At 71.0% G+C, this 21759-nt stretch carries 22 protein-coding genes and 1 pseudogene; 8 read left to right on the forward strand and 15 right to left on the reverse strand.

Going from position 1 to position 21759, the window contains the following annotated elements; genetic code table 11:
- Positions 1 to 28 precede the first annotated feature (28 nt).
- The 3 genes and pseudogenes from BAY60_RS11160 to BAY60_RS38585 all read right to left on the reverse strand — a co-directional run bounded on the left by BAY60_RS11160 (position 29) and on the right by BAY60_RS38585 (position 2689).
- On the reverse strand, positions 29 to 292 hold the full coding sequence (locus BAY60_RS11160) for a metal-sensitive transcriptional regulator (RefSeq protein ID WP_112280886.1): 264 nt from the start codon (positions 290 to 292) through the stop codon (positions 29 to 31).
- A 118-nt stretch (positions 293 to 410) separates the two neighbouring features.
- A complete protein-coding gene (locus tag BAY60_RS37530) occupies positions 411 to 1685 on the reverse strand; it encodes a SulP family inorganic anion transporter (RefSeq protein WP_211330304.1) in 1275 nt (424 codons plus the stop codon).
- 159 nt (positions 1686 to 1844) lie between these two features.
- Positions 1845 to 2689: pseudogene (locus BAY60_RS38585) on the reverse strand (P-loop NTPase).
- A 77-nt stretch (positions 2690 to 2766) separates the two neighbouring features.
- Between BAY60_RS38585 and BAY60_RS11180 the strand changes: the two are divergent.
- Entirely contained in the window at positions 2767 to 3048 is a 282-nt protein-coding gene (locus BAY60_RS11180) for a metal-sensitive transcriptional regulator (RefSeq protein ID WP_112280887.1), read from the forward strand.
- Between the two features lie 66 nt (positions 3049 to 3114).
- Positions 3115 to 3675 (forward strand): cysteine dioxygenase, encoded by a 561-nt coding sequence (locus BAY60_RS11185; RefSeq protein ID WP_112280888.1) that lies wholly within the window; start codon positions 3115 to 3117, stop codon positions 3673 to 3675.
- 539 nt (positions 3676 to 4214) lie between these two features.
- On the opposite strand, the gene BAY60_RS11195 is transcribed toward BAY60_RS11185, so the two are convergent.
- From BAY60_RS11195 to BAY60_RS11210, 4 genes are all read right to left on the reverse strand, one after another.
- Entirely contained in the window at positions 4215 to 4958 is a 744-nt protein-coding gene (locus BAY60_RS11195) for a DUF2637 domain-containing protein (protein ID WP_245992627.1), read from the reverse strand.
- Positions 4959 to 4999: 41 nt separating this feature from the next.
- The gene (locus tag BAY60_RS37835; RefSeq protein ID WP_245992440.1) at positions 5000 to 5725 is read right to left on the reverse strand and encodes a hypothetical protein; all 726 of its coding nucleotides are present in this window, start codon (positions 5723 to 5725) and stop codon (positions 5000 to 5002) included.
- Between the two features lie 328 nt (positions 5726 to 6053).
- Complete coding sequence (locus BAY60_RS11205; protein WP_245992442.1) at positions 6054 to 7187, reverse strand: PQQ-dependent sugar dehydrogenase; 1134 nt, start codon at positions 7185 to 7187, stop codon at positions 6054 to 6056.
- A gap of 102 nt (positions 7188 to 7289) precedes the next feature.
- On the reverse strand, positions 7290 to 8027 hold the full coding sequence (locus BAY60_RS11210) for an SDR family oxidoreductase (protein ID WP_112280892.1): 738 nt from the start codon (positions 8025 to 8027) through the stop codon (positions 7290 to 7292).
- Between the two features lie 100 nt (positions 8028 to 8127).
- Between BAY60_RS11210 and BAY60_RS11215 the strand changes: the two genes are divergently transcribed.
- Positions 8128 to 8733 (forward strand): TetR/AcrR family transcriptional regulator, encoded by a 606-nt coding sequence (locus BAY60_RS11215; protein ID WP_112280893.1) that lies wholly within the window; start codon positions 8128 to 8130, stop codon positions 8731 to 8733.
- Between the two features lie 54 nt (positions 8734 to 8787).
- On the opposite strand, the gene BAY60_RS11220 is transcribed toward BAY60_RS11215, so the two are convergent.
- Positions 8788 to 9513 carry a TetR/AcrR family transcriptional regulator gene (locus BAY60_RS11220; protein WP_112280894.1) on the reverse strand — a complete coding sequence of 242 codons (726 nt, stop codon included), beginning with the start codon at positions 9511 to 9513 and terminating at the stop codon, positions 8788 to 8790.
- A gap of 84 nt (positions 9514 to 9597) precedes the next feature.
- Between BAY60_RS11220 and BAY60_RS11225 the strand changes: the two genes are divergently transcribed.
- A complete protein-coding gene (locus tag BAY60_RS11225) occupies positions 9598 to 10677 on the forward strand; it encodes an amidohydrolase family protein (protein ID WP_112280895.1) in 1080 nt (359 codons plus the stop codon).
- Position 10678: 1 nt separating this feature from the next.
- Here the strand turns inward: BAY60_RS11225 and BAY60_RS11230 are convergent, their stop codons facing one another.
- Positions 10679 to 11494, reverse strand: coding sequence for a DUF2182 domain-containing protein (locus tag BAY60_RS11230; protein WP_112280896.1), 816 nt, complete (start codon positions 11492 to 11494; stop codon positions 10679 to 10681).
- Positions 11491 to 12147, reverse strand: coding sequence for a DUF1326 domain-containing protein (locus BAY60_RS11235; RefSeq protein WP_112280897.1), 657 nt, complete (start codon positions 12145 to 12147; stop codon positions 11491 to 11493). The genes BAY60_RS11230 and BAY60_RS11235 overlap by 4 nt, the downstream gene beginning before the upstream one ends.
- Positions 12148 to 12445: 298 nt before the next feature.
- Between BAY60_RS11235 and BAY60_RS11240 the strand changes: the two genes are divergently transcribed.
- Both BAY60_RS11240 and BAY60_RS11245 read left to right on the forward strand, forming a co-directional pair.
- Positions 12446 to 13390 carry an ATP-binding cassette domain-containing protein gene (locus BAY60_RS11240; RefSeq protein ID WP_112280898.1) on the forward strand — a complete coding sequence of 315 codons (945 nt, stop codon included), beginning with the start codon at positions 12446 to 12448 and terminating at the stop codon, positions 13388 to 13390.
- Positions 13387 to 14130, forward strand: coding sequence for an ABC transporter permease (locus BAY60_RS11245; RefSeq protein WP_112280899.1), 744 nt, complete (start codon positions 13387 to 13389; stop codon positions 14128 to 14130). The genes BAY60_RS11240 and BAY60_RS11245 overlap by 4 nt, the downstream gene beginning before the upstream one ends.
- Here BAY60_RS11245 and BAY60_RS11250 read toward each other — a convergent pair.
- The 3 genes from BAY60_RS11250 to BAY60_RS11260 all read right to left on the reverse strand — a co-directional run bounded on the left by BAY60_RS11250 (position 14114) and on the right by BAY60_RS11260 (position 19047).
- Positions 14114 to 17251: an ATP-binding protein gene (locus BAY60_RS11250; protein ID WP_112282314.1), complete on the reverse strand. Its 3138-nt coding sequence runs from the start codon at positions 17249 to 17251 to the stop codon at positions 14114 to 14116. The two genes, BAY60_RS11245 and BAY60_RS11250, sit on opposite strands and share 17 nt — an antisense overlap.
- Positions 17252 to 17370: 119 nt before the next feature.
- Entirely contained in the window at positions 17371 to 17844 is a 474-nt protein-coding gene (locus BAY60_RS11255) for a DUF1707 SHOCT-like domain-containing protein (protein WP_112280900.1), read from the reverse strand.
- Between the two features lie 9 nt (positions 17845 to 17853).
- On the reverse strand, positions 17854 to 19047 hold the full coding sequence (locus BAY60_RS11260) for an FAD-dependent oxidoreductase (protein WP_112280901.1): 1194 nt from the start codon (positions 19045 to 19047) through the stop codon (positions 17854 to 17856).
- Positions 19048 to 19144: 97 nt separating this feature from the next.
- Here BAY60_RS11260 and BAY60_RS11265 point away from each other — a divergent pair, with 97 nt between their 5' ends.
- Positions 19145 to 19783, forward strand: a complete 639-nt coding sequence (locus tag BAY60_RS11265) for a TetR family transcriptional regulator (RefSeq protein ID WP_112280902.1) — start codon at positions 19145 to 19147, stop codon at positions 19781 to 19783.
- Here the strand turns inward: BAY60_RS11265 and BAY60_RS11270 are convergent.
- On the reverse strand, positions 19755 to 20177 hold the full coding sequence (locus BAY60_RS11270; protein ID WP_112280903.1) for a hypothetical protein: 423 nt from the start codon (positions 20175 to 20177) through the stop codon (positions 19755 to 19757). The two genes, BAY60_RS11265 and BAY60_RS11270, sit on opposite strands and share 29 nt — an antisense overlap.
- 70 nt (positions 20178 to 20247) lie before the next feature.
- On the opposite strand from BAY60_RS11270, the gene BAY60_RS11275 reads away from it, so the two are divergent.
- Positions 20248 to 20697 carry an SRPBCC family protein gene (locus BAY60_RS11275; RefSeq protein ID WP_112282315.1) on the forward strand — a complete coding sequence of 150 codons (450 nt, stop codon included), beginning with the start codon at positions 20248 to 20250 and terminating at the stop codon, positions 20695 to 20697.
- Here the strand turns inward: BAY60_RS11275 and BAY60_RS11280 are convergent.
- On the reverse strand, positions 20682 to 21743 hold the full coding sequence (locus BAY60_RS11280) for an NAD-dependent epimerase/dehydratase family protein (RefSeq protein ID WP_112280904.1): 1062 nt from the start codon (positions 21741 to 21743) through the stop codon (positions 20682 to 20684). The genes BAY60_RS11275 and BAY60_RS11280 overlap by 16 nt on opposite strands.
- Positions 21744 to 21759: the final 16 nt, after the last annotated feature.

Consider the following 21759-nt stretch of genomic DNA (forward strand, 5'->3'; position numbering starts at 1 on the left):
CCGGCAGCGTCTGACGGGGCAGCCGGGCTCAGGCGAGGGCGAGGAACAGCTTCTCGAGTTCGGCCTCGGTCATGTGTTCCGGGTCGTCGTTGCCGGTGAGGCACTGTCGCATGCCAGTGGCGACAATCTTGAACCCAGCGCGGTCAAGAGCGCGTGAGACGGCGGCAAGCTGGGTGACGACGTCCTTGCAGCCGCGGCCCTCTTCGATCATGGTGATGACCCCCGCGAGCTGCCCTTGCGCGCGGCGCACCCTGTTGAGTACCTGGCCGATGGTGTCCTCGTCCCCGGTCATAAACACACCTCGCTTCGCGTCCGCTCCGGACTCAGTGTACCCCACCCCGTATATCGATCGTGCATGCGCATCGGTGCCGCGGCGAGGCGTGCCGCTGGTGCACATCAGCGCGCTCCGCTCACTCCAATGGGCTGGTCGGCGGGCCGAGGATGCGTTCGGTCAGTCGCCGTGACTGCGGGGGAACACCCCGTATCCGGGCCGCCAGGCCGGCGTCCCTGGCCTGGTCGAGCACGGAGCGCAGCACCAGGGCGCCGGTGGTGTCGATCCGGCCGAGCCGGGTGAGGTCGATGACGAGCCGTCGCGCTGCAGGGTGCGCGTCGAGCGCGTCGAGCAGCGCGCGGTCCAGCCGCTGCGCCGTACCGAACCACAGCACGCCGCGCGGGGTGAACGTCAGTAGGTCGTCCTCGGCGTCCACGTCGACGTCCAGTTGCAGCGATCGCCACAGGAAGACGGCGACCGAGAGTCCGATGCCGGTCAGCACCGCAACGTCGAGCCGGGGGGCGAGCAGCACCGTCGCGAAGAACGTGCTCCACGCGATCACCGCCTGCGGCAGCGAGCGCCGCCCCAGCCGGAACAGGGGGTGAAACCGCAGGAGCCCGACGACGGCGATGATGACGATCGTGCCGAGCACCGCGAGCGGAAGCGGCCGGAGGACCGCGGCGAACGGCAGGAACGCCAGCACGGCCAGCCCGGCGAACGCACCCGACCATCTGGTTCGTGTCCCGGACATCCGGTTCACCGAGCTGCGCGAGAACGATCCGCCGCACGGCATGCCACCGACAGCCGCCGCCGCGAGGTTGGCCACACCCTGGCTGACGAGCTCCCGATCGGCGCGCTCCAGCGTCGCCGCTCCTGGGAGGCGAAGCGGCGCGCGATGGATGCGGCCTCGGTGAACCCGATGAGCGCGATCACGGCGCCCGGCAGTAGCAGCTCGGGGAGCCGGTCCCACGGTCGTTCGTCGAGCGTGAACGGCAGGAAGCCGCCCGGGATGTCGCCGACCACCGCTGCCGGGTAGAACCCCAGCGCGGAGACCGCGATGCTGAGTATCGCGGCCCGCGGGCACGAAGCCCAGCAGCATCGGCTCGGACATCAGGTAGGCCAGCCATCCTGCCCGCAGCACGCCGAGCAGCAGCCGCACCGCGCCGATCACGAGAGCCAGCGCCAGGCCGAGCCCGACATAGTCCCGGCTGCCCGGGGTGGCCATGGTGCTGAGCGTCGCGTATGTCAGCAGGGCGGTGATCGCGACCGGCCCGGTCTGCAGGTATGGCGACGAGGCGAAGATGGCCGCCACCATCGGTGGCAGCGCGCCCGCGTACAGCCCGGCGATCGGCGGCATCCCGGCGAGCTCGGCGTAGGCGAGCGACTGCGGGACGCCGACCATCGCCACGCTCACCCCCGGCGACCGCGTCGTACAGCATGGTCTTTGCCGGTCGTATCCGCCCGACGCGACCGGTACGCGCCAGTCGCACGATGTCCCCGCTCGGCCCACGACCGTCAGCGGCAGTGGGAGCCCGGCCAGGCTTCGCCGCATCACGGGGGTGCGCGACCTCCGTCAGGGCGACGGTGGAGGCGGCGCCGCGATCGCGCACCACCACGGGAACGCCGGCGTCACCCGCCTCGCGCAGCGCGGTGTCGAGCGGGACCGGCCCAGTAGCTCGGTGCCGAGCTCGTCGGCGAGCAGCCGCCCGCCACCCGCCCCGAAGAGCGCGGTCCGCTCGCCGCAGCCCGCGCAGGCCAGCGCGCTCATGTTCTCCACCACCCCGGCGATCGGCATGCGCATGTCCCTGGCCATGCGGCCGGCGCGCGAGGCGACGGTCTGCGCGGACGGCTGCGGCGTGGTCACGGCAAGCAGGGCGGCCTGAGGCACCAGCTCCAGCAGGGACAGCGTGACGTCCCCAGTGCCGGGCGGGAGGTCCAGCAGCAGCACGTCGAGCTCACCCAGTGGACGTCGGTGAGGAACTGCTCCAGCGCCTTGTGCAGCATGGGCCCGCGCCAGATGACCGGTTCGCCCTCGCTGACGAGGAAGCCGACCGACATCAGCCGCACGCCGTGGGCCTCGACCGGCAGCATCAGCCCCTTGAGTGCGACCGGGTTGCGCCGCACGCCGAACAGCCGCGGCACCGAGTGGCCCCATACGTCCGCGTCCAGCAGCCCGACGCTGCTGCCCGAGCGGGCGAGCGTCACCGCGAGGTTGGCCGCGACGGATGACTTGCCCACGCCCCCTTTGCCGCTGGCGACGGCGTAGACGCGGGTGTCCGCGCCGAGCGACATGCCGCGTGGGCTGCGCAGCTGCTGCGCGAGTGCCAGGCGCTCCCGCTCGGACAGCGTCGTGAAGGTGACCTCGACGCCGCTGACCCCGGGCACCGCGGCGGCGGCTGCCGTGACGTCGGCCCGCATTCGCTCGCGAAGCGGCAGCCGGAGCACCGCACACGAAATGGTACCCTAGGGGGTATCACAGAAGGTGGGGTAGCAGCGTGGAGATGGACAAGCAAATCCTCGCCGACGTGCTGGTGCGGCTACGGCGCATTCAGGGGCAGGTCGGCGGGGTCATCCAGATGATCGAAGACGGCCGTGAGTGCCAGGAGGTGATCACGCAGCTCGCCGCCGCCTCACGCGCGCTCGATCGAGCCGGATTCAAGATCATCGCGACTGGGATGCGGCAGTGCGTGCTCGCCGGCAACGGCGACGACACGGCGTCCGCCGAGGCACGCGCGGATGTAGCCGAACTGGAGAAACTGTTCCTGCGACTCGCGTGATACGGGCGTGCGTCGGGAAGGGCCCCGGTGCGCATGTGACGGCATCCCGCGGGAGGTGAGGACCGGATGCTCGATTCGACGTCGCCACCGCAGGTGAGCGAGTCACACTGTTTCCAGGCACGGCTGGCGCGGCTGGTGGCCGCGGCGGGCCCGCTGGCCACGGTCGAGGCGGAGATGACCGCACGACGCAGGTTACTGCGCTTGCTCGCCGACTTCGCGGTCGACACCGCGGCGCACACAGATATGCCTGCCTTTCTGCGTGAGGCGGATCCGGACGGTTCGTACGGGGTGCACTGTGTGCACGACGACCCGGCAGGGTGGTCACTGGCGGCCGTGGTGATGACCCCGGGCCAGCAAACCCCGCCGCATGACCACGACAGCTGGGGCGCGGCGGCGACCGTCATGGGGGTAGAGAGTAACCGCCGCTACCGCGGCACTTGCCCGGATCAGCTGACCCTCTTCGACGAACAACTCGCCCCCGTCGGTGGCGGGTATCTCTTCGCGGCGGGAGACATTCACCAGGCCGCCTGCGCCGCGCCGAGTACCACGGTCTCGCTGCACCTGCTCGTCAAGGGCGGCCCACATGCCCATCAGCGCTGCAAGGAGTCGCCCCGAACGTCCGGCTGAGGATACCCCGGAGCTCGGCCGCAGGTAGGCCGGTGATGTCGTGAGCGGGAAAGCGAGGCCATGTGGCCGTCACCAGCACCGAGCGTTGCCTGTCCGAGCGGCCCGATGTCACACACGTCTGGCCGCGCAACCGGTTCGCGCTGGCCCCGTCGCTGTCCCTGCCGTGCACGGGCGATGTCCGGCGACGTGCGGAGGCAGTGCCCCACCAGCACACTCAGATATACCCTCGGGGGTATATGATGGTGCTGTAATCGTCAGAGGAGGTTCACGATGTGTCAGCGTGCTGTGTGTTCGACCTGCGGGAAGGCCACCTATACCGGATGTGGCCGCCACGTCGAGCAGGTGCTGGCCGGCGTGCCCGAGTCCCGACGGTGTCAGTGCCAGCCCGGGCGGCGCGGTTCCGAGCGGAAGTGGTGGAAGCTGTTCGGCCGCTGACCGCTACGGTCGCGGAAAGCCGGGCACTAGCTTGGGGGCTCGGCTCTCCACGGACCAGGGGCTGTGAACGGTATCAGTAGACGTCTGCGTCGGGGTCCCGGCGTTCAGTCCACTGCCGCCAGTGCTGCGGGTGATTGGTGCTGGTCGATGTGGCGGGTCAAGGCGCGGGCGCGGCGTGAGCCGATGCCGAGTTGTCGGCGGAGCGTGTCGGCTGAGATCGGACGCTGGTGGAGGTTCCAGTGCTCTGCGTCGAGTTGGTATGCCTGCGCGCGTAGCGGATCACCATCCTGGCTGGACAGCGTCTCCGTAGTTGCGTTGATTCTGTGACCAGGCATGGTTTTCGCAACCGTGCGCAGCGCTGGCGCATTCTCAGCGTCCGGCACCGACTTCGGTAATGGCTTCCGCTCGCCCGAATCCGCGGTGTGTGCAACCGATGTTGCGACGTCCTCGGACTTATGATCGCCTCCGGTCGTGGCCTCCGCGCGGTGTCGTTTCAGTGCTTGGTTGAGGAGTTCCACCGACAGCAAGAGTGCTAGCGGTGGGCAGGCGGCTACGGCGATGGCGAAGGTGTTCAGTTCGAGTGCGGAGGAGATGTTGGCGCATAGTGATAGTCCGATTCCGAGAGTGAACGATCCCCAGGCTTTCCACTGGCCGCTCGCGCGGTGGCGGTGGCCAGCTTGCCACAGCTCGATGGTGGCCATGGTCAGCAGGCCGTCGACAATCAGCGGCCACAGGGTGGCGGTGGTCTCGTCAGCGCCGAAACGCAGGGCGAACTCGCGGCCGTGTCGGTAAGAGACGTAGGCCGCTCCCACGGCCACCAGCAGCGTGCACCCGCACTGCAGGCGCAGCGATCAGTTCGGGCCGGGACTGGACGTGGCTGGATGGGTGCTCATCGGGCTTCACCTGCCCGAGGCCGGGGCCGTCCTTGGGGGTCGCGTATCTCGACTCCGCGCTCGAATAGGCGTTGACGCACGGTCCACTTGTCGACGTCCATGCGCGCGCTGATGCGGGCCAGCGACCACCCCTGGTTATAGAGCTGGACGGCTTTATCGATCTGGTCCTCGGACAGGCCGCGGCGGCGCATCGGCACGCCGTGTCGGTGGAGGATGTTGCTGACCGTGCGGCGTTCGATGCCGAACCGGTCACCCAACTCGTATACCGTCGCACCGGACTGGTAGTCGGCGATCAGCTGCACCACTTGCTCGGAGCCGAGTTGCCGGGCGCGGCGGGGGCGGTCGAGCTTGATCGACGGCGGCTCGGGGGTATCGAGGCTGGGAAGCCTCTCACGGAGCTCTTCCAGCGCTCTGAACTGGTCTTTTATGTTCGAGTAAGGTCCCCTAACCTCCACAGATGAACCCCAGCGCCACCCCATATGGGTCACAAATCCACAGGTGAGCGACCTGTAGGGGGGTGGCAGCAGTGTCGGCTGTTTCGTCAGAAAATGTTCCCCAAGGTGTCGAATGCCAGGTCGGCAGCGGTAGACACCGGCGACGGTCATGAAGTCCTGGAAGAACCGATCCCGTCGTGCCGGACGGTGCCTACCGCAGGTGAGGTCGGTCTCGGCGTCGAGCGTGCGGGGTAGGGCTGCGACCACCCGGTCGAGCATCATGCCCATTCGGCATGGAGTGAGCAGCGTTCCGGCGAGGCGGAATCGGCATGGTTCGCGGCGTCGAACGGCTGCGTCGCGGTGTTGAGCAGCCGGGCGTAGGCGCGTCTGTTTCTGTCGCGGCCGCTATTCCTCGATGTCCCCTGCCTTGGCGGGATTCCAGCTCCGCTGGGACCGCGCGCTTGATCGGGAGGGGGGGTCACCTGCACGGTGTCGGGATTGGCTCGGCGTACGAGCCCGATGCGGGGCAGGCTTGACAGGACCATGGACTTGAGTTTTGGTCTGGACCAGCTCATCGGTCCTGCCAGAAGCCATGACGCACGACAACCAGGCCGGCTCACGACGCGGGTTCGTTCACGTGGATTCGGAGGATGCGGTCGTCGCCGGGGCGCGGGTCGGTCCCGCCCCAGGTGGCGCGGTCGGTGTTGGAGGTGATGAGCCAGAGCGTTCCGTCGGGGGCGGCTTCGACGGTGCGGATGCGGCCGTAGGTGCCGACCAGGTGGTCGATTGGTTCGGCTGTGGCTGTGCGCCCCTCGACGGGGAGCTGCCAGAGTCGTTGCCCGCCCAGTGCCCCGATCCACAGCGAGCCTGCGGCGTAGGCCACGCCGGAGGGGCTGGCGTCGTCGGGGTGGATCGTCGCGATCGGTTCCACGCCCGTGTCGCCCGCGATGCCTTCGGTCTCGGGCCAGCCGTAGTCCTCACCGGGGCGGAGGACGTTGATCTCGTCCCAGGTGCGGTGTCCGAGCTCGGAGGCGTAGGCGGTGCCGTCGGGTCCGAAGGCGATGCCCTGGACGTTGCGGTGCCCGCTGGAGTAGATGGGCGAGTCGTCCGGGTTCCCCGCGGGGATGGAGCCGTCGGTGGTGATGCGCAGGATCTTGCCGTTGAGGGAGTCGTCATCGGCGGCGTTGTGGGGTTCGAAGGCGTCTCCGGTTCCGATCCACAGGTGCCCGTCAGGGCCGATGACGATGCGTCCACCATGGTGGCGATCGGCGGTCTGGATGCCGTCGAGCAGCACCCGGTCGACGGCGAGGGAGGAGAAGTCGTCGGCGATCGTGAGGGCGACGATCCGGTTCTCGTCGGTACCCGAGACGGACGCGTACACCGTGCGGTCCTCAACGAAGCCGGGAGAGGCGACGATGCCGAGCAACCCGCCTTCGGAGGAGACGTCGACGTCGGGCACGACGCCGACGGTCTGGGCATCTCCACCGTCGGCGGGCACGCGCAGGATGCGTCCGCTGATGCGCTCGGAGACGAGTGCGGTCCCGTCAGGCAGGAAGGTCAGTCCCCATGGCGCTTCGAGGCCGGTGGTCAGCTCTTCCGGTTCGCCCAGCGTCGCGACGGATCCGTGTCCGGGCGTCGAGTCGGCGGGGGCGGTGGTCGTGGTCTGTGGTTCGGGCTGGACGGGTGGTTCGGTTTCCGCGTTCGTACAGCCGGTCAGGGCGACACCGAGGAACAGGCAGCCGACGGTCACGGCCGCCGCTCGGCGGTACGACCGGGCGGCGGACCGTTGCCTCGGAGTGGGCGGGTGTTGACGAAGGACACGCATCGTGCTCCTTGCGGGACGGGGCAGGCGCTATGCGGCGCCGCCGTTGACGAAGATGGTCTGGCCGTTGACCCAGCGGGCGGGGCCGGCCAGGAACGCCACCGTCTCGGCGATGTCCTCCGGGGTGCCCAGTCGCTGGAACGGGTTGTTGCCCGCGATCTGCTCGATGAGTTCCGGGCTCTTGCCGTCCAGGAACAGCGGGGTCGCGGTGGGACCGGGGGCGACGGTGTTGACGGTGATGTCCCGGCCACGCAGCTCGCGGGCCAGGATCAGCGAGATCGCCTCGACCGCGCCCTTGGATGCCGCGTAGGCGCCGTATGCCGGGGTCTGCAAGCGGGTGATCGAGGTCGAGAAGTTGATGATCGCGCCACCCGGACGGATCCGCTGGGCGGCGAGCTTGTCGACGACGAAGGTGCCGCGCACGTTGACGCGCTGGACCCGGTCGAACACCTCGAGGTCCAGCTGCGCGATCGGGAACAGCGGCATGATTCCCGCCGTGTGCACGAGCACGTCCACGCCGCCGAACTCTCGCTGGGCCACGTCGAACAGCGCCGTGGCGGTCTCCTCTTCCGCGATGTCGCCGCCGGCGGCCACCGCACGCCCTCCCGATCCGGTGATGGCCGCGACGGTCTCCTCGGCGCGCTCCTTGCCGCCGTTGTAGTGCACGAGAACCGCGATCCCGTCGGCGGCCAGGCGCAGGGCGCTGGCCCGGCCGATGCCGCCGGAGCCGCCGGTCACGATCGCGACGCGCTCGCCGGTGCTGGTCATGGGGGAGGCCTCCTCGCTAGGATGTGAACAACAAGTACATTAATGCGAATCCCGGAAATGTACAAGTGGTTCACATAATGCGAGCCGGGCTGGAGTATCGATGGCCGAACAGCGCACGACTCCCCGGCGCGGCCGGGGTCGCAGGCCGGCGGCGGAAGTCCGCGCGGACGTGCTCGCCGCGACCGGCCGCCTGCTGCTGCAGGAGGGGCTGCAGGCGGTGACCTTCGACCGCGTCGCCAGGGAAGCGGGATCGAGCAAGGTCACGCTCTACAAGTGGTGGCCCTCGCCAGGCGCTCTGGCCGCGGAGGCCTACTTCGCCCAGAGTGCGCCGGTCCTGGAGTTCCCCGACACCGGGGACATCCGGGCGGACCTCGTCTCGCAGTTGACGGCCTTCGTGCGCTGGCTGACCCGCGAGGGCGCCGCTACCCCCGTTGCCGAGCTGGTCGGCGCCGCGCAGGCAGACCCTGACGTCGCCAGGGCGTGGGCCGAAGAGTATGCGCGGCCGCGACGCGAACTGGCCCGAAAGCGACTGCAGGTCGCCCAGCAGGAGGGACAGCTACGCGAGGACGCCGACCTTGACGTGATCGTCGACCAGCTCTGGGGTGCCTGCTACCACCGGCTGCTCGTCCTCAAAGTGCCCTTCGACGAGACTCTCGTTCCCCGGCTGGTCGACCAGGCACTCTACGGTGCCGCCCGCCTGGAGTAACCATCGGCAGCCTCTCCACAATGGCGCATGGGCGAAGGCGTGCGTGTCGTCGAGTCAGTCGCGCGCGTCGGTGTCTGCGGTCAGCCGGTCGAGCCATTCACCGAGCAGGTGTTGCTCCCCGCTGCTGAGTGCTGTCTGCTCGGGCAGGGCGGCGCGCAGGGCCCGGGCCGCACCGGCGGGGCCCGGTTCGCGCACGGCAGGCTTGTCCAGAGTGACGGCGGAGACCATGGCCTCGCGCATGGCGGTCAGCAGGGCGGGGTCGCGCCGGTCGTCGGGCAGCGAGAGCCAGGTGAGTACGGCACCGCGCGCGGTCGCGTGGATGAGCGAGGCCGCGAGTTCCTCGTTGACGCGGAGCAAGCCGCTCGCGGCGAGGCGGTGGATGCGATGCAGCAGGATCCGCATGCCGGCGTGGAAGGCGGCCGAGTTCGTGCCGCGCCGGGGCTCGCCGTACATCAACGCGTACAGCTCGGGGTTGACGAGCCCGAACTCGACCGAGAGATCCCAGCCCGCGCGCAGGTCCGCGACGGGATCGCGGGGGCGGGTGTCGGCGTGTTTCACGGCGAGGAACGTGGCGTAGCCGTGTTCGGTCACGGCCTCCAGCAGCCCGTCCTTGTCGCCGAACAAGCGGTAGATCACCGGGGGCTGGACCCCGGCGGCAGCGGCGACCGCACGGGTGGTGACCGCGTCCCGTCCTTCGCGCGCGAGCAGATCCGCGGCCGCCTCGATCACCCGCTGCCGGGAGACGTCTCGCACGGCGACATCCCGGTCCACGCCCTCCATATATCAACGATAACACTAACTTGTTTCCAGCGATGTTTCCGGTGATATCGTCGAGTCGTTATCATCGAAAACAGGAGCTGAGACATGAACGGCAAGCTGCACATCGTCGGCCTTGAGGAGCACGTCGTCCTGCCGATCCTGCTCGACGCGTGGGAGAGGGCCGGGGTTCAGCCGAACGTCTACGGCGACGACCACCCGGTCACCCGCCGGTTGCGCGACGTCGGCGAGGGACGCCTGGCCGACATGGACGACCAGGGCATCGACGTCGCGGTGTTGTCACTGGCCACCCCGGGTGTGCAGAATCTCCCGGCGGCCGATGCCGTGAGCGTCGCGCGTGAGGCCAACGATGCGCTCGCCGAAATCGTTGCTGCCCACCCGCAGCGCTTCCAGGCCTTCGCCGCCATCCCGACAGCCTCCGCCAAGGCTGCCGCGGCGGAGTTGGAGCGCGCGGTCACCCGGCTCGGTTTCCGCGGTGCGATGCTCTACGGCCGCACCGGCGAGACCCTCGCCGACGCACCCGAGTTCGACGACCTCTACGGAACGGCCGAACGGCTCCGCGTCCCGCTGCACTTCCACCCGCAGGCCCCGGTGCCCGCGGTGCAACAGGCCTACTACGCGGGACTGCCCCACGGAGTCGGCCCAGCGCTGGCGACCGCAGGGCTGGGCTGGTATTACGACCTCGGCGTGCAGTACCTCCGGATGATCTTCTCCGGGGTGTTCGACCGTCATCCCGGACTGCAGGTGATCGCCGGACACTGGGGCGAGGTCATCCTGTTCTACCTGGACCACATCGGCTTCCTGCAGGACATGGCCAAGCTGCCGCGACCGCTCGCCGACTACTTCCGGCAGAACTTCTGGGTGGCAGGCAGTGGCACGGTCAGCGAGCGCTACCTGCGGTGGACGGCCGAGATCGTCGGAACCGGCCGGATGCTCTACTCGACCGACTATCCGTACACCTTCGGCACGCGGCCCGGCGGCTTCCCCTACCTGGACACCAGCGGCGGCGTCGCCCGGTCCTTCCTCGAGAACGCTCCGTTCACCGACGAGGAGAAGGCCGCCATCGGGTCGGGCAACTGGGAGCGGCTGACCGGCCACGGGTGGCCGGCCACGCTGAGCGCAACGCCATCACGTCAGGGGCCGGACGCGGATCGCCGCGCGGGGTAGGTCACCCCGCCAGCAGGCTCGGCTGGACGAGGAGGACGGCGGCCGCCACCGTCAGCAGCACACCCAGGACCCGGCTGATCGCCTCCCCGCGCCGGCTCACCTTCTCCAGGGCGATGACGACGGCGAACGCGGCCATCCAGGCGAGGTTCATCATGCCGACGGCGAGCAGCAGCGCCATGAGCCCCCAGCAGCACCCCGCGCAGTAGCCGCCGTGCCCGATGCCTGCCCGCAGCGCACCCCACCGGCCGCGCGTGGCCGCCTCGCCATGCGCGAGAGCCAGCGCGGCCGGCGACCGGCAGTGGCGCAGGCAGACCCGCTTCAGCGGGGTGAACTGGTACAGCCCGGCGGCCAGCACGACCACGGCTCCCACGCGGACGGCGGTGACGCCGGGGCTGACGAGGGCCTCCGCGACGCGCACGAGCCCGAAAGCCACGACGCCCACCCCGGTCCACACGAGAAAGTATCCGGCAAGCAGACCGTGAGTCGGCGCTCCGCGGGCGCGCAGCAGCCGCGTCAGGTACGCCGTGAACGGCACGATGCTGGGCAGCATCATCGCCGCCATCATGACGACCCACACGCCGAGGAACAGCGCCGCCTCCGCGGGCCAGGGCCGCATGGCGCCGTCCATACCGTCCATGCCGGGCCCGCCGGTCAGGATGCCGACGCGCATGTCAGGCATGGCGAGCCGGCTCGTGAGCAGCCACGCCACACCGGCCGATCCGGCAAGGACCGCCGCGAGGAGCAGCTCGGCACGCGACCAGCGGCGCAGCCGCCACAGCCCCGGCGCCGGGCCGTGCCTGGCCGGTGGCGAGGTCATGACTCGTCCGGGCCGGTCCAGTCGAACGGGATGAGCTTGCTGGAGTTGCCGCTGCGCTGCCAGGTGAACCCGTACGCGTCCGCCTGCTCGTCGGTGACCCGGCCCCAGACGGCAGGCGGCTGCCCCGGACCGACCTCGGCGCCCGGCAGGTTGTGCACCTCCACCCGGGCGCCCTCCGCCGCGGTCGGCCCGCTCAGCGCCTCGACCGTGGCCCTCGCCTTGCCCGGGATGTCGACGCTCCAGGTGGCGTGGTCGTCCGCGATCGTCGCGTGAATGGGAACGACCTCCATGCCACGGATCTCCGCACCGAACATGGCGCCGAACTCGGCGGGCCAGCCGCCCGCCTGCCCGCCGAAGATCGTCTGCAGGGCCTCGCGTTGCCTGTCGTCGGCGGCCTCGTCGAGGAACACGGCGGCGAAGGCATCGCTGTGCTCGGCCCACACGTTGCCGACGAACGAGCCCAGCATCACGACGTTCAGTCCGTCGAGCCGGACGTCGCCGTAGTTGCCCTCCCGGATGTGCCACACCAGCACGCCGTCGCAGTCACCGTAGGTCGGTGGCTGCGCGAAGGAGCACGGGCACGGAATCGCGCATTTGCACGCGTCGAACCATTCGCCTTTCAGGTGCCATTGCTGAACCGCCGGAGTGCCCATCGCACCGTCCTCCCTTCGAGCCGCCCGGAGTGGGTCTGACCAGGGTCGATCCTCATTCTGCGCTCCCGGGCGGCCACAGCGAAGCCAGCAGGCGGTACGAGAATTTCACTTCGTGACCGAGCCGAAGGTGCCCGCGGGTACACGGGACGTACCCAGGGGCACCTTCGGCTCGCCCGCGCTGGCGGCCACGCTCGCCGGGGGCGGCCTGACATCCGCCGCCACGCGCTGACGCGGTGCGCCAGGGCCGTGTCAGCGCCGTGGCGGGGGCGTGTCAGGGCGGGCCGCGATGGTGGTCCGCATGACGAACTCAGCGATAACGGCCTCGGGGCTGCGCAAGGCCTTCGGGGACAAGGTCGTCCTCGACGGCATCGACCTGGAGGTCGGCGAGGGCTCGATCTTCTCCCTGCTCGGGCCGAACGGATCGGGCAAGACGACGACGGTGAACGTGCTCAGCACGCTGACGAAGGCCGACGGCGGGACGGTGCGGGTCGCCGGGCACGACGTCGCGACCGACGCCAGGGCGGTGCGCGCGGCGATCGGCGTGACCGGGCAGTTCGCGGCCGTGGACGAGCTGCTGACGGGGCGGGAGAACCTGCAGCTGATGGTGGATCTGAACCGGCGGATCCACGCGGGCGACGGCAAGCGGATCGTCACGGAGCTGCTGGAGCGCTTCGACCTGGTCGAGTCGGCCGGCAAGCCCGCGTCGACCTACTCCGGGGGCATGCGCCGGAAGCTGGACCTCGCGATGACGCTCGTCGGCGACCCGCGGATCATCTTCCTGGACGAGCCGACGACGGGGCTGGACCCGCGCAGCCGCCGCACCATGTGGTCGATTATCCGCGACCTGGTGGCCGGCGGCGTGACCGTCTTCCTCACCACCCAGTACCTCGAGGAGGCCGACCAGCTCGCCGACCGCGTCGCGGTGCTCGATCAGGGCCACCTGGTCGCCCAGGGCACCCCGGACGAGCTCAAACGCCAGATCGCCGGCACCCACGTCCGGCTCCGGTTCACCACCGCCGCCGAGCTCGACGCCGCCGCGCGGCTGTTCCCCGAGTCCACGCGGGACGACGAGGCCCTGACCCTGCGGGTGCCCAGCGACGGCGGGACGGCGTCGCTGCGCGCCGTGCTGGACCGGCTCGACGAGTACTCACTCGGCGCGGAGGAGTTCTCCGTGCACCGGCCCGACCTTGATGACGTCTTTCTCGCCCTGACGGGCCGTACCACGGAGGTTGCCGCGAAATGAAGGCCCACTCGATGGTGATGTTGCGCCGCAACTTCAAGCACATCGCCCGGAATCCGACCACGGTGTTCAACGCGGTCCTGATGCCGGTCGTGATGCTGTTCATGTTCGTGTACATGTTCGGCGACGCGTTCAGCGTCGGTGTCGACTACGTCGACTACGCGACGCCGGGCCTGATCCTGCTGGCCGTGTGCTACGGCCTTGGCTCCGTTGCGACGTCGGTGAACTCCGACATGACCAAGGGCGTCATCAACCGGTTCAAGGTCATGGACATCTCCCGTGGCGCGGTGCTGACCGGTCACGTCATCGCCAGCGTGCTGACCAACCTGCTCGCCATCGCGGCGCTCGTCGGGGTGGCACTGCTGCTGGGCTTCGACCCGTCGGCGAGCGTCCTGGACTGGCTCGGCCTGCTGGGCATCGTCGCCCTGCTCGGTGTCGCGCTGGCCTGGTTCACCGTCGCGCTGGGGCTGGCGGCGAAAACCCCGGAGACCGCGGGCATGGCCGCGGTGCCGCTGGTGATGCTGCCGTTCTTCAGCAGCGCGATCGTGCCGGCCGAGACGATGGGGCCGGGGCTCCGGGAGTTCGCGCAGTACCAGCCCTTCACGCCGATCATCGAAACGCTGCGCGGGTTGCTGGGCGGCTCACCGGCGGGCAGCGACGTGATCGTGGCCATCGCCTGGTGCGCCGGGATCGCCGTCCTCGGTTACGTGTGGGCGTCCGCCACCTTCACCAAGCGAGCGTGACCTCGACGAGCTGCTCCCAGCTCGTCTCCGTTCCCTCCCGAGCCGCCTCGGCGAACCCCGCGTCGCCGAGGCGGTCTCGCGCTGCCTGCTCGATCCGGTCCGTGTCCGGGATGCACCGATCCGGTTGCCCGGCCACGGCCGTGCTCGCCGCGAGCAGCCGCGCGGCCTGCTCGTACTGGCCGCGGCGCAGGGCCAGGTCCGCGACGCCGACGAGGACCCGCGCGGTCCCCGGTGGGTATCCGACCTCGGCGGCCGCCCGGCAGGCCGCCCTGCGGTGCTCGCGAACCTCGTCGAGATCGTCGGCGAGGTAGCCCAGCTGGTCGTGCAGCAGCACCTGGATGTTCGGCCGCTGCGCCTTGTCCCCCAGCATGGTCGTCGCGACGTCGAGCTGCCGGCGAGCCTCGCCGGCGTCGCCGGCCCAGCGGGCGATCTCCGCCTTCGCGAGCGCCAGTTCCACCAGCGCGTCCGGCCAGGTGACCCGCTCCGCGTGCCGGTCTGCCTCGGCGAGCGCGGCCGCACAGGCCTGCTCGTCACCCAGCAGCCAGTACAGCGGCGCCTGCCCCGACCGCAACCGGATGGTGTCCTCGAGGGAGCCTGCCTCCTGCACGACCGTGATCGCCTGCTCGTAGTACTCGCAGGCGGCGGCGAACTCGCCGCGCATGGCCCTGCTGCCCGCCAGTTCGGTGAGGGCGAACGAGATCCCGAAACGTTCGCCGAGCGCCCGGAACTCGGCGAGTGCCTGCTCAAGGCAGGCGTCGGCCTCCGGCCCGGACTGTCCAAAGAGAATTCGTGACCTGCCGAGATGCAACCTGGCCAGTGCGCGTGCCCAGGGGTGCTCGTTGTCCAGCACCGGCTCCCACGCGCGCACGGGGTCCGATCCCCGCAGCATGTGTTCCAGCGGTCCGATCAACCCGAGCATCGGGTCGGGGGCCTGGATGCTCGTCGCCAGCTCGTAGGTCCGGTGAATCAGGTCCGCGGCCTGGCGTTCGTCGGAGCCCCGCCCCGCGGTCAGGAACCCCACGACGAGCAGGTACACCATGGCCCGGATGTGGTCGGGCACCTCGCCGGGCGTCTCGGTGGCCGCGATCATCAGCTCGCTGCCCTCGGCCTTGTGCCCGCTGAGCCACCAGTACCAGCCCGCGGCCGCCGCGAGGCGCATCGCGCCGTGCGCGTCGCCTGCCGCGAGCGCGCCCCGCATCGCGGCGCTGATGTTGTCGTGCTCGGACGTGAGCGTGGTGAGCCACGCCAGTTGCTCGGCGCGGCGGAGATGCGGTTCCGCGGTCTCGGCGAGTTCGGTGATGTAGGCCAGATGTGCCTGGCGCGCCGATTCACCTTCCCCCGCCTCCGCGAGGCGCTGTGCGGCGTACTCGGCGATCGTGCCGAGCATCCGGTACCGCGGGGCGCCCTCGCCGGCCACGACCAGCAGCGACTTCTCGGCCAGCGTGGTCAGCAGTTCGAGCACCTGGCCCGGCTCGACGGTGTCGCCCGCGCAGACACGTTCCGCCGCCTCCAGGCTCGCGCCGCCGGAGAACACCGAGAGCCTGCGCAGGACCGTGCGTTCGGCGTCGGTGAGCAGCTCCCAGCTCCAGTCGACCATGGCACGCAGGGTCTTGTGCCGGGGCAACGCGGTCCGGCTGCCTCCGGTCAGCAGGCGGAACCGGTCGTCGAGCCGGTCGGCGAGCTGGCCGACGGACATGGTGCGCAGCCTGGCCGCGGCCAGTTCGATCGCCAGCGGCATCCCGTCGAGTGCCCGGCAGATGTGCACCATCGTCCGCACCGTGCCGGCGTCGACCGCGAAATCCTTGCGTACCGCGCTCGCGCGGTCGCGCAGCAGCCGCAGGGCGGGAACGGACTCGACGTCGCCGGGGCCGGCGTCGCCGTCCGGCAGGGCCAGCGGCACCACCGGCCACAACGTCTCGCCGGTGATGCCGAGTGGTTCCCTGCTCGTCGCCAGTATCCGCAGCCGCCGGCATTCGCCGAGCACCCGGTGGGCGAACGCCGCCGCCGACTCGATCACGTGCTCGCAGTTGTCCAGGATGAGCAGCGCCTCCCGCTCGCCGATCGCGGCGACGAGCCGGTCCGCCGGCTCCGCGCTCGGCGCGTCGCCGAGCAGGGTGTCGCGCAGGCCGAGCGCGGTGAGCGTCGGCTGCGCCACGTCGCCGTCCGGCCCGATGGGGGCGAGCTCCACCAGCCACGCCCCGTCCGGCACGTCGTCGAGCAGGGTGCGCGCGGTTTCCACGGCCAGCCTGGTCTTGCCCGAGCCGCCCGGCCCGATCAGCGTCGTCAGCCGGTTCTGCGTGATGAGCCGCCGGACCTCGGCCACGTCGGCGTCCCTGCCGACGAAGCTGGACAGCTCGGCGCGCAGGTTGGTCTTGCGGGCCCGCTCCCGGCGTCCCACTTCCCCTCGCAGGAGCGCGACGTGCAGTGCCGACAGCTCCGGTGAGGGGTCGGCGCCCAGCGCGTCGGCCAGGGCCTCGCGGGTGCGCTCGTAGACGAGCAGCGCCTCATTGTCGCGGCCTGCCTCGGCCAGTGCCCGCATCAACGCGGCGCAGAGCCGTTCGCGCACCGGATGGGCGGCCACCAGATCGGTCAGTTCGGGAATCAGCTCGGCACCGTGGCCGAGGGCGATCTCGGCGTCGAACCGATCCTCCAGCGCGGTCAGCCGCAGCCGCTCGAGCCGGGTGACCGCCGCGTCGAAGGCGGCGCTGTCCTGCAGGCCGACGTCCTGCATGGCCGCGCCGCGCCACAGCGTGAGGGCCTCGCGCAGCGTCCGCACGCGCCGCGGACCGTCGTCGCGCCGCGCCTGGCCGACGAGGTGCTCGAACCGCACCGCGTCGACGGCGCCGGGGTCCACCCGCAACCGGTAGCCCTCCGGGTGGCCCTCGACGAGCCCGTCCGGCAGTGCCTTTCGTAGCCGGGAAACCAAGCGCTGCAAGGCATTCGCGGCGTCGGCGGGCGGGTGCCCGCCCCAGATCCAGTCGATGAGCGCCGACTTCGGAACAACGTGGCCGGGGTCGAGAGCGAGGGCGGCCAGCAGTGCGCGCAACCGGGCGCCCGGCACGTCGGCGATGCCGCCGTCGTCGGTACGGACCTCGAACGGCCCGAGCATCCCGATCAGCACCCGGCTGATTTTGCCACGGGTGATCGGCATGCCTCCCGCTGAGCAGCACGAGTGACCGGGTTCGATGCCGGTTACCGGGCCGGGCACGCGGCGAAGGGACGCCTCCGCGTGGCCGGCGCTCAGGTTCCGGGTTTGGGTTTCTTCGCGGCTTCGGAGGAGGCGCCCGCCACGATCAGCACCACGCCGACCGGGATGAACACCCACCAGACGCCCGCGACGACCGTCAGCAGGATCGCCGCCGGGATGCCGAGAAACAGGCTCAGCGCGGCGACGAAACCGAGCGCCGCGCTGGCCGGGGTCGCCACGAGCTCGTCGGAGCCCCTGCGCGCGTTCGCGTCGCGCACGCGCCTGCCCGCGCTGCGCACCAGCTGCGCGGGCCTGGTGGCCGAGCGGAGGTCCGGATGCGGCGCGGGCAGGTCGCCGAACAGCTGCTCCAGCTCGCCACGGGTCCGCGCGGCGAGGGCCCGCGAACAGCGGTCCTCGTACTCGGCCAGGGTGAGCCTGCCGGTGGACATGTGGGCTCCCAGCGCGGTGACGGCCTCATCTCGCTCGGCGTCGCTGATGCGGATCTCGCCGTCGTCCGCATTTTCCATGCCGGAATTCTAGGGCGCTTGCGCGCGCTCGATCGAGCGCCGGATCAGCCCGCGCACGCCCGGAAGCCGGATCGCCCTGATCGTCAGCTCCTGGGCCCACACGTGTGCTCTGGTGGGCGGTGCGAACCGGGCGATTCCCCTGCGTGCCATGGCCTGGCGTTGGCGAACCTCGGCGCGCAGGCCGTTCTCCCAGGCGGTGAGTGCGGCCGGGAGGTCGGCGCCGTGTTCCTCCAGCGCGGTGCCGAGCCGGTCGGCACCGGTCAGCGCGAGTGCCGCACCGTAGCCCGCGAACAGGCTGACGCACCAGGCCGCGTCGCCGAGCAGCACGACCCGGCCGCGGCTCCAGCCGTCCAGCACGATCTGGCTCACCGAGTCGAAGTAGGGGCCGCCCGGGTCACGGCCGAGCTGGGCGAGCGCGTCGGCCGCCCCGCCACCGAGATCCCCGAACGCCGCCGCCAGCGCCCGCGCCGGGCCGCGTTCCAGCTCGGCAGCCGGGTCGGCGCTGTGGTAGGTGAAGAACGCCGACGACCGGCCCGGCCCGAGGTTCATCACCGCCGCGGTGCGGTGGGGGCCGATGAACGTGGTGCCCGTGCCCTCGGGCACCTGGTCCGGCACACGGTCCAGGACGAACGCGCCCACGACGTGCCGCAGATCCACCCGGTGGTCCGCCTCCGGGCCGAACACCCGCTCGCGCACCGTCGAGTGCACCCCGTCCGCGCCGACGAGCAGGTCGGCGTCCACGGTCGTGCCGTCGCTCAGCGCGACCCGGACACCGTCCCGCTCCTGCGTGACCGCCTCGACGGTGGTGCCGAAGCGGAGCACGGCGTGCCCGCGCACCGCCTCGTACAGGGCGGTTTCCAGGTCTCCGCGGAACACGGAGAGCGCTCGGTCGCCGAGGGCGCCCTGCGCGATCGCGGCCGGAACCGTGAACTTCGCCCGCCCGTCGGCCCTGACGAGGATCGTGGTGAACACACCGAGGTCCCTGCCCTCCAGCGCGGGCAGCAGTCCCAGCCGTTCCGCCGCCGTGTAGCCGTGCCCGAGCAGGTTCACCAGGTAACCGCTGCTGCGGCGGACGGGGGCCCGTTCGACCACCAGCACCTCCCACCCGGCCCGGCACAGCCGCAGCGCGGTCGCCAGTCCGGCGATCCCCGCTCCCACCACCACCGCCCGGTTCCGCCGCCCGCCGCTCTTGCTCGCCGTCATCACCGCTCCCGTCTCCCGCGAAGTATGAGCACGTGCTCAAACCTCAGTATGAACACGTGCTCATCACGGCGGCCGGGCGGGTCCTAGACTGAGCGGCGTGCCCCGAGGCGTCGCCATTCCGGAGATCCGGCAGCACCTGTTCGCCGCCGCCGAGCAGGTGATCGTCCGCGACGGGCCCGCCAAGCTCAGCGGCCGTGCCGTGACCGGGCAGGCCGGGGTCGCCTCGGGGCTGCTCTACGCGCACTTCGCCGACCTCGACGAGTTCCTGGCCGCCTACGCCGTCGACCGGGGCTTCCTGGTGTCGGCCGAGGCGGCGAACCTGCCGCGCCGCGCGGGCTCGGGCAGCGTCGCCGGGAACCTGTGCGACGCCGTGCTCGCGACGCCGCCGGTGACCCTGCCTGCGCTGACCCGGCTGCTGGTCTCGCGGCCGGAGCTGACCGGGCGCGTCCGTGCCGTGCTGGGGGAGCGGACCGCGGGCCTCGACGCGATCGAGGGCGCCGCCGCGACGTACCTTCGCCGCGAGCAACGGCTCGGCCGCGTCGTCGAGGCGGCCGACCCGGGTGCCCTCGCGCTGACCCTGGTCGGCGTGGTCCACCACGTCATGCTCACGGCCCCCGGCGAGGCCGATGCCCGCACCCGAATCCGCGACGTGGTCACCGCGCTGGTCACCGGCCTCAGCTCCGGCGATGCCCCGCAGCTGAGGCCGGTCACCCGTCGCGGTGGGCGTTCGTGCTGACCGGGACGGCCTCCTGGCCCGGGCTGTGCCGCTCGGCCTTGAGCCGCGCCTCGTGCAGGTGCCGGTGCCCGCCGGTGAGCTCCCGCGCCTCGCGCGCGAAGGCCTGGAACACCCGGTAGTAGGTGTCCTCGTACTCCTCGATCACCTGGTAGGTCCAGCGGCCCGGCAGGACGTTGCGGCCCAGCAGCTCCGCGTCGAGCCGGTCGGCCAGTGCGGTGTGGCCCGCCTGCCTCAGCAGGGCGATCGCGTCCCCGAGCGCGAAGTCGGCGCTGCCGGTCAGCTGGTGGAACGCGTACAGGTGGCCGCGCGCCACCTCGACCGTCTCCAGCGCCTCGGTGAGCTTGCCGACGGCGTCCACCGTCTCGGTCTGTGCGGTGTCCGGCGTGTGGTTCATGCCCGGCCGGGTACCCCCGGGCTCACGAAACGATGCACGACCGTTGCAACGGTGGTGGGAGGGCGCGGACATGAGAGTCAGTCGCGAGGTGGCGTGCGATCCCGGCGCGGTGTATCGGGTGCTGGCCGACGGCTGGACCTACGGGTCGTGGGTGGTGGGCAACTCCCGCATCCGCAGGGTGGACGCGTGCTGGCCCGAGCGGGGGACCAAGATCCTGCACAGCGCGGGCGTGTGGCCATTGCGAATCAACGACGTCACGGTGGTCACCGATGTCGAGCCGGGCCGCTACCTGCGGCTGAGGGCCGAATTGTGGTTGCTCGGGACGGCCGACATTCGAATCGCCCTCGAACCGGTCGGTCACGCGCGCACACGCGTGACGATGGAGGAAGTGCTCATCGCGGGGCCCGCGAAGCTCGTGCCGGGGGTCCTGGCCGGGCTGTTGCTCTGGCCGCGTAACGCCGAGTCCCTGCGCAGGCTTGGCGACTTGGCCGTCGGGCGCGAGTCTCAGTCCTGCGACTGATGGCTGGGCCTGCCGGGCGGGGTCGCCGCGAGCCGCTGCCACACGCCGCGTGCCCGGGGCGCAAGTGCCTCGCTCGCCGTGCCAGCCCTGCCGCGCAGCCCACCGGCAAACGCCGTGAGTACCTCCCGCGTGTCATGCGCGGGCTGCCAGCCGAGGGTTTCCCGTGCCCGGGTTGTGTCCACCAGCGGTGCTTGGTCGGCCAGCTCCAGCCAGCCGGGATGCAGGGGGTGGACACCGATGCGCCACAGGGCTCGCGTGACGCCCGAAAGCACCTGCCGGGGCGCTGGCACGTGAGTGGCGCCGAACAGCTGCGCCAGGTCGTCAGGCCGCAGCACCGGCTCGGCAGCGAGATTGACCGGCCCGTCGAACTCGGTGAGCAAAGCCAGCCGGATCGCCTCTGCTACGTCGTCGGCGTGCACCAGCTGCAGGCGCAGCTCCCGCCACAGCGGCAGCGGGAACCGGGGCATACTGAGCATCTCGGCCGGAATCAGCGGGCTGAGCAGCCAGCGTCCGATCTGGCCGGCTGCATCGCGCTGCAGGATGCCGCACGGCCGCAGCCGCGTCACCCGCACCTGCGGATAATGCTCGGCGAACGCGTCAAGAGTGCGCTCCAGCTCGGCCTTACCCCTGCTGTACGCGCTGCCCCGCACCCCGTCGACCGGCCAGGTCTCGCTCACTCGCTGCCAGCGCGGTGCCGGCCGGTACGCCGCGATCGACGACCCGCACACCAGCCGGGGCACACCGGCCCTGACCACCGCGTCGAGAACCCGGCGGGTGCCGCCGACGTTGGTCGCCTCCATCGGCGGATCGGCCGAGCTGGGGTTGATCGCCCACGCCAGGTGCACCACGGCGTCGGCGTCGCGCAACACCTCGTCCGGAGGTGCCGCGGAGCTGAGATCACAGGCCACCCACTCGGCCGCCGCGTAGGCACCCCGGGGAGGCGGCACCCGACGCGCCAGACCCGTGACGTGCCAGTCCGGGCCCCGCAGCAGCCGCAGCAGGGCCGTTCCCACGTTCCCGGTCGCACCGGTAACGACGACGCGCATTGCTACTGGATCCCCC

This window comes from Prauserella muralis (genome assembly GCF_003202285.1).
Lineage (GTDB): Bacteria > Actinomycetota > Actinomycetes > Mycobacteriales > Pseudonocardiaceae > Prauserella_B > Prauserella_B muralis.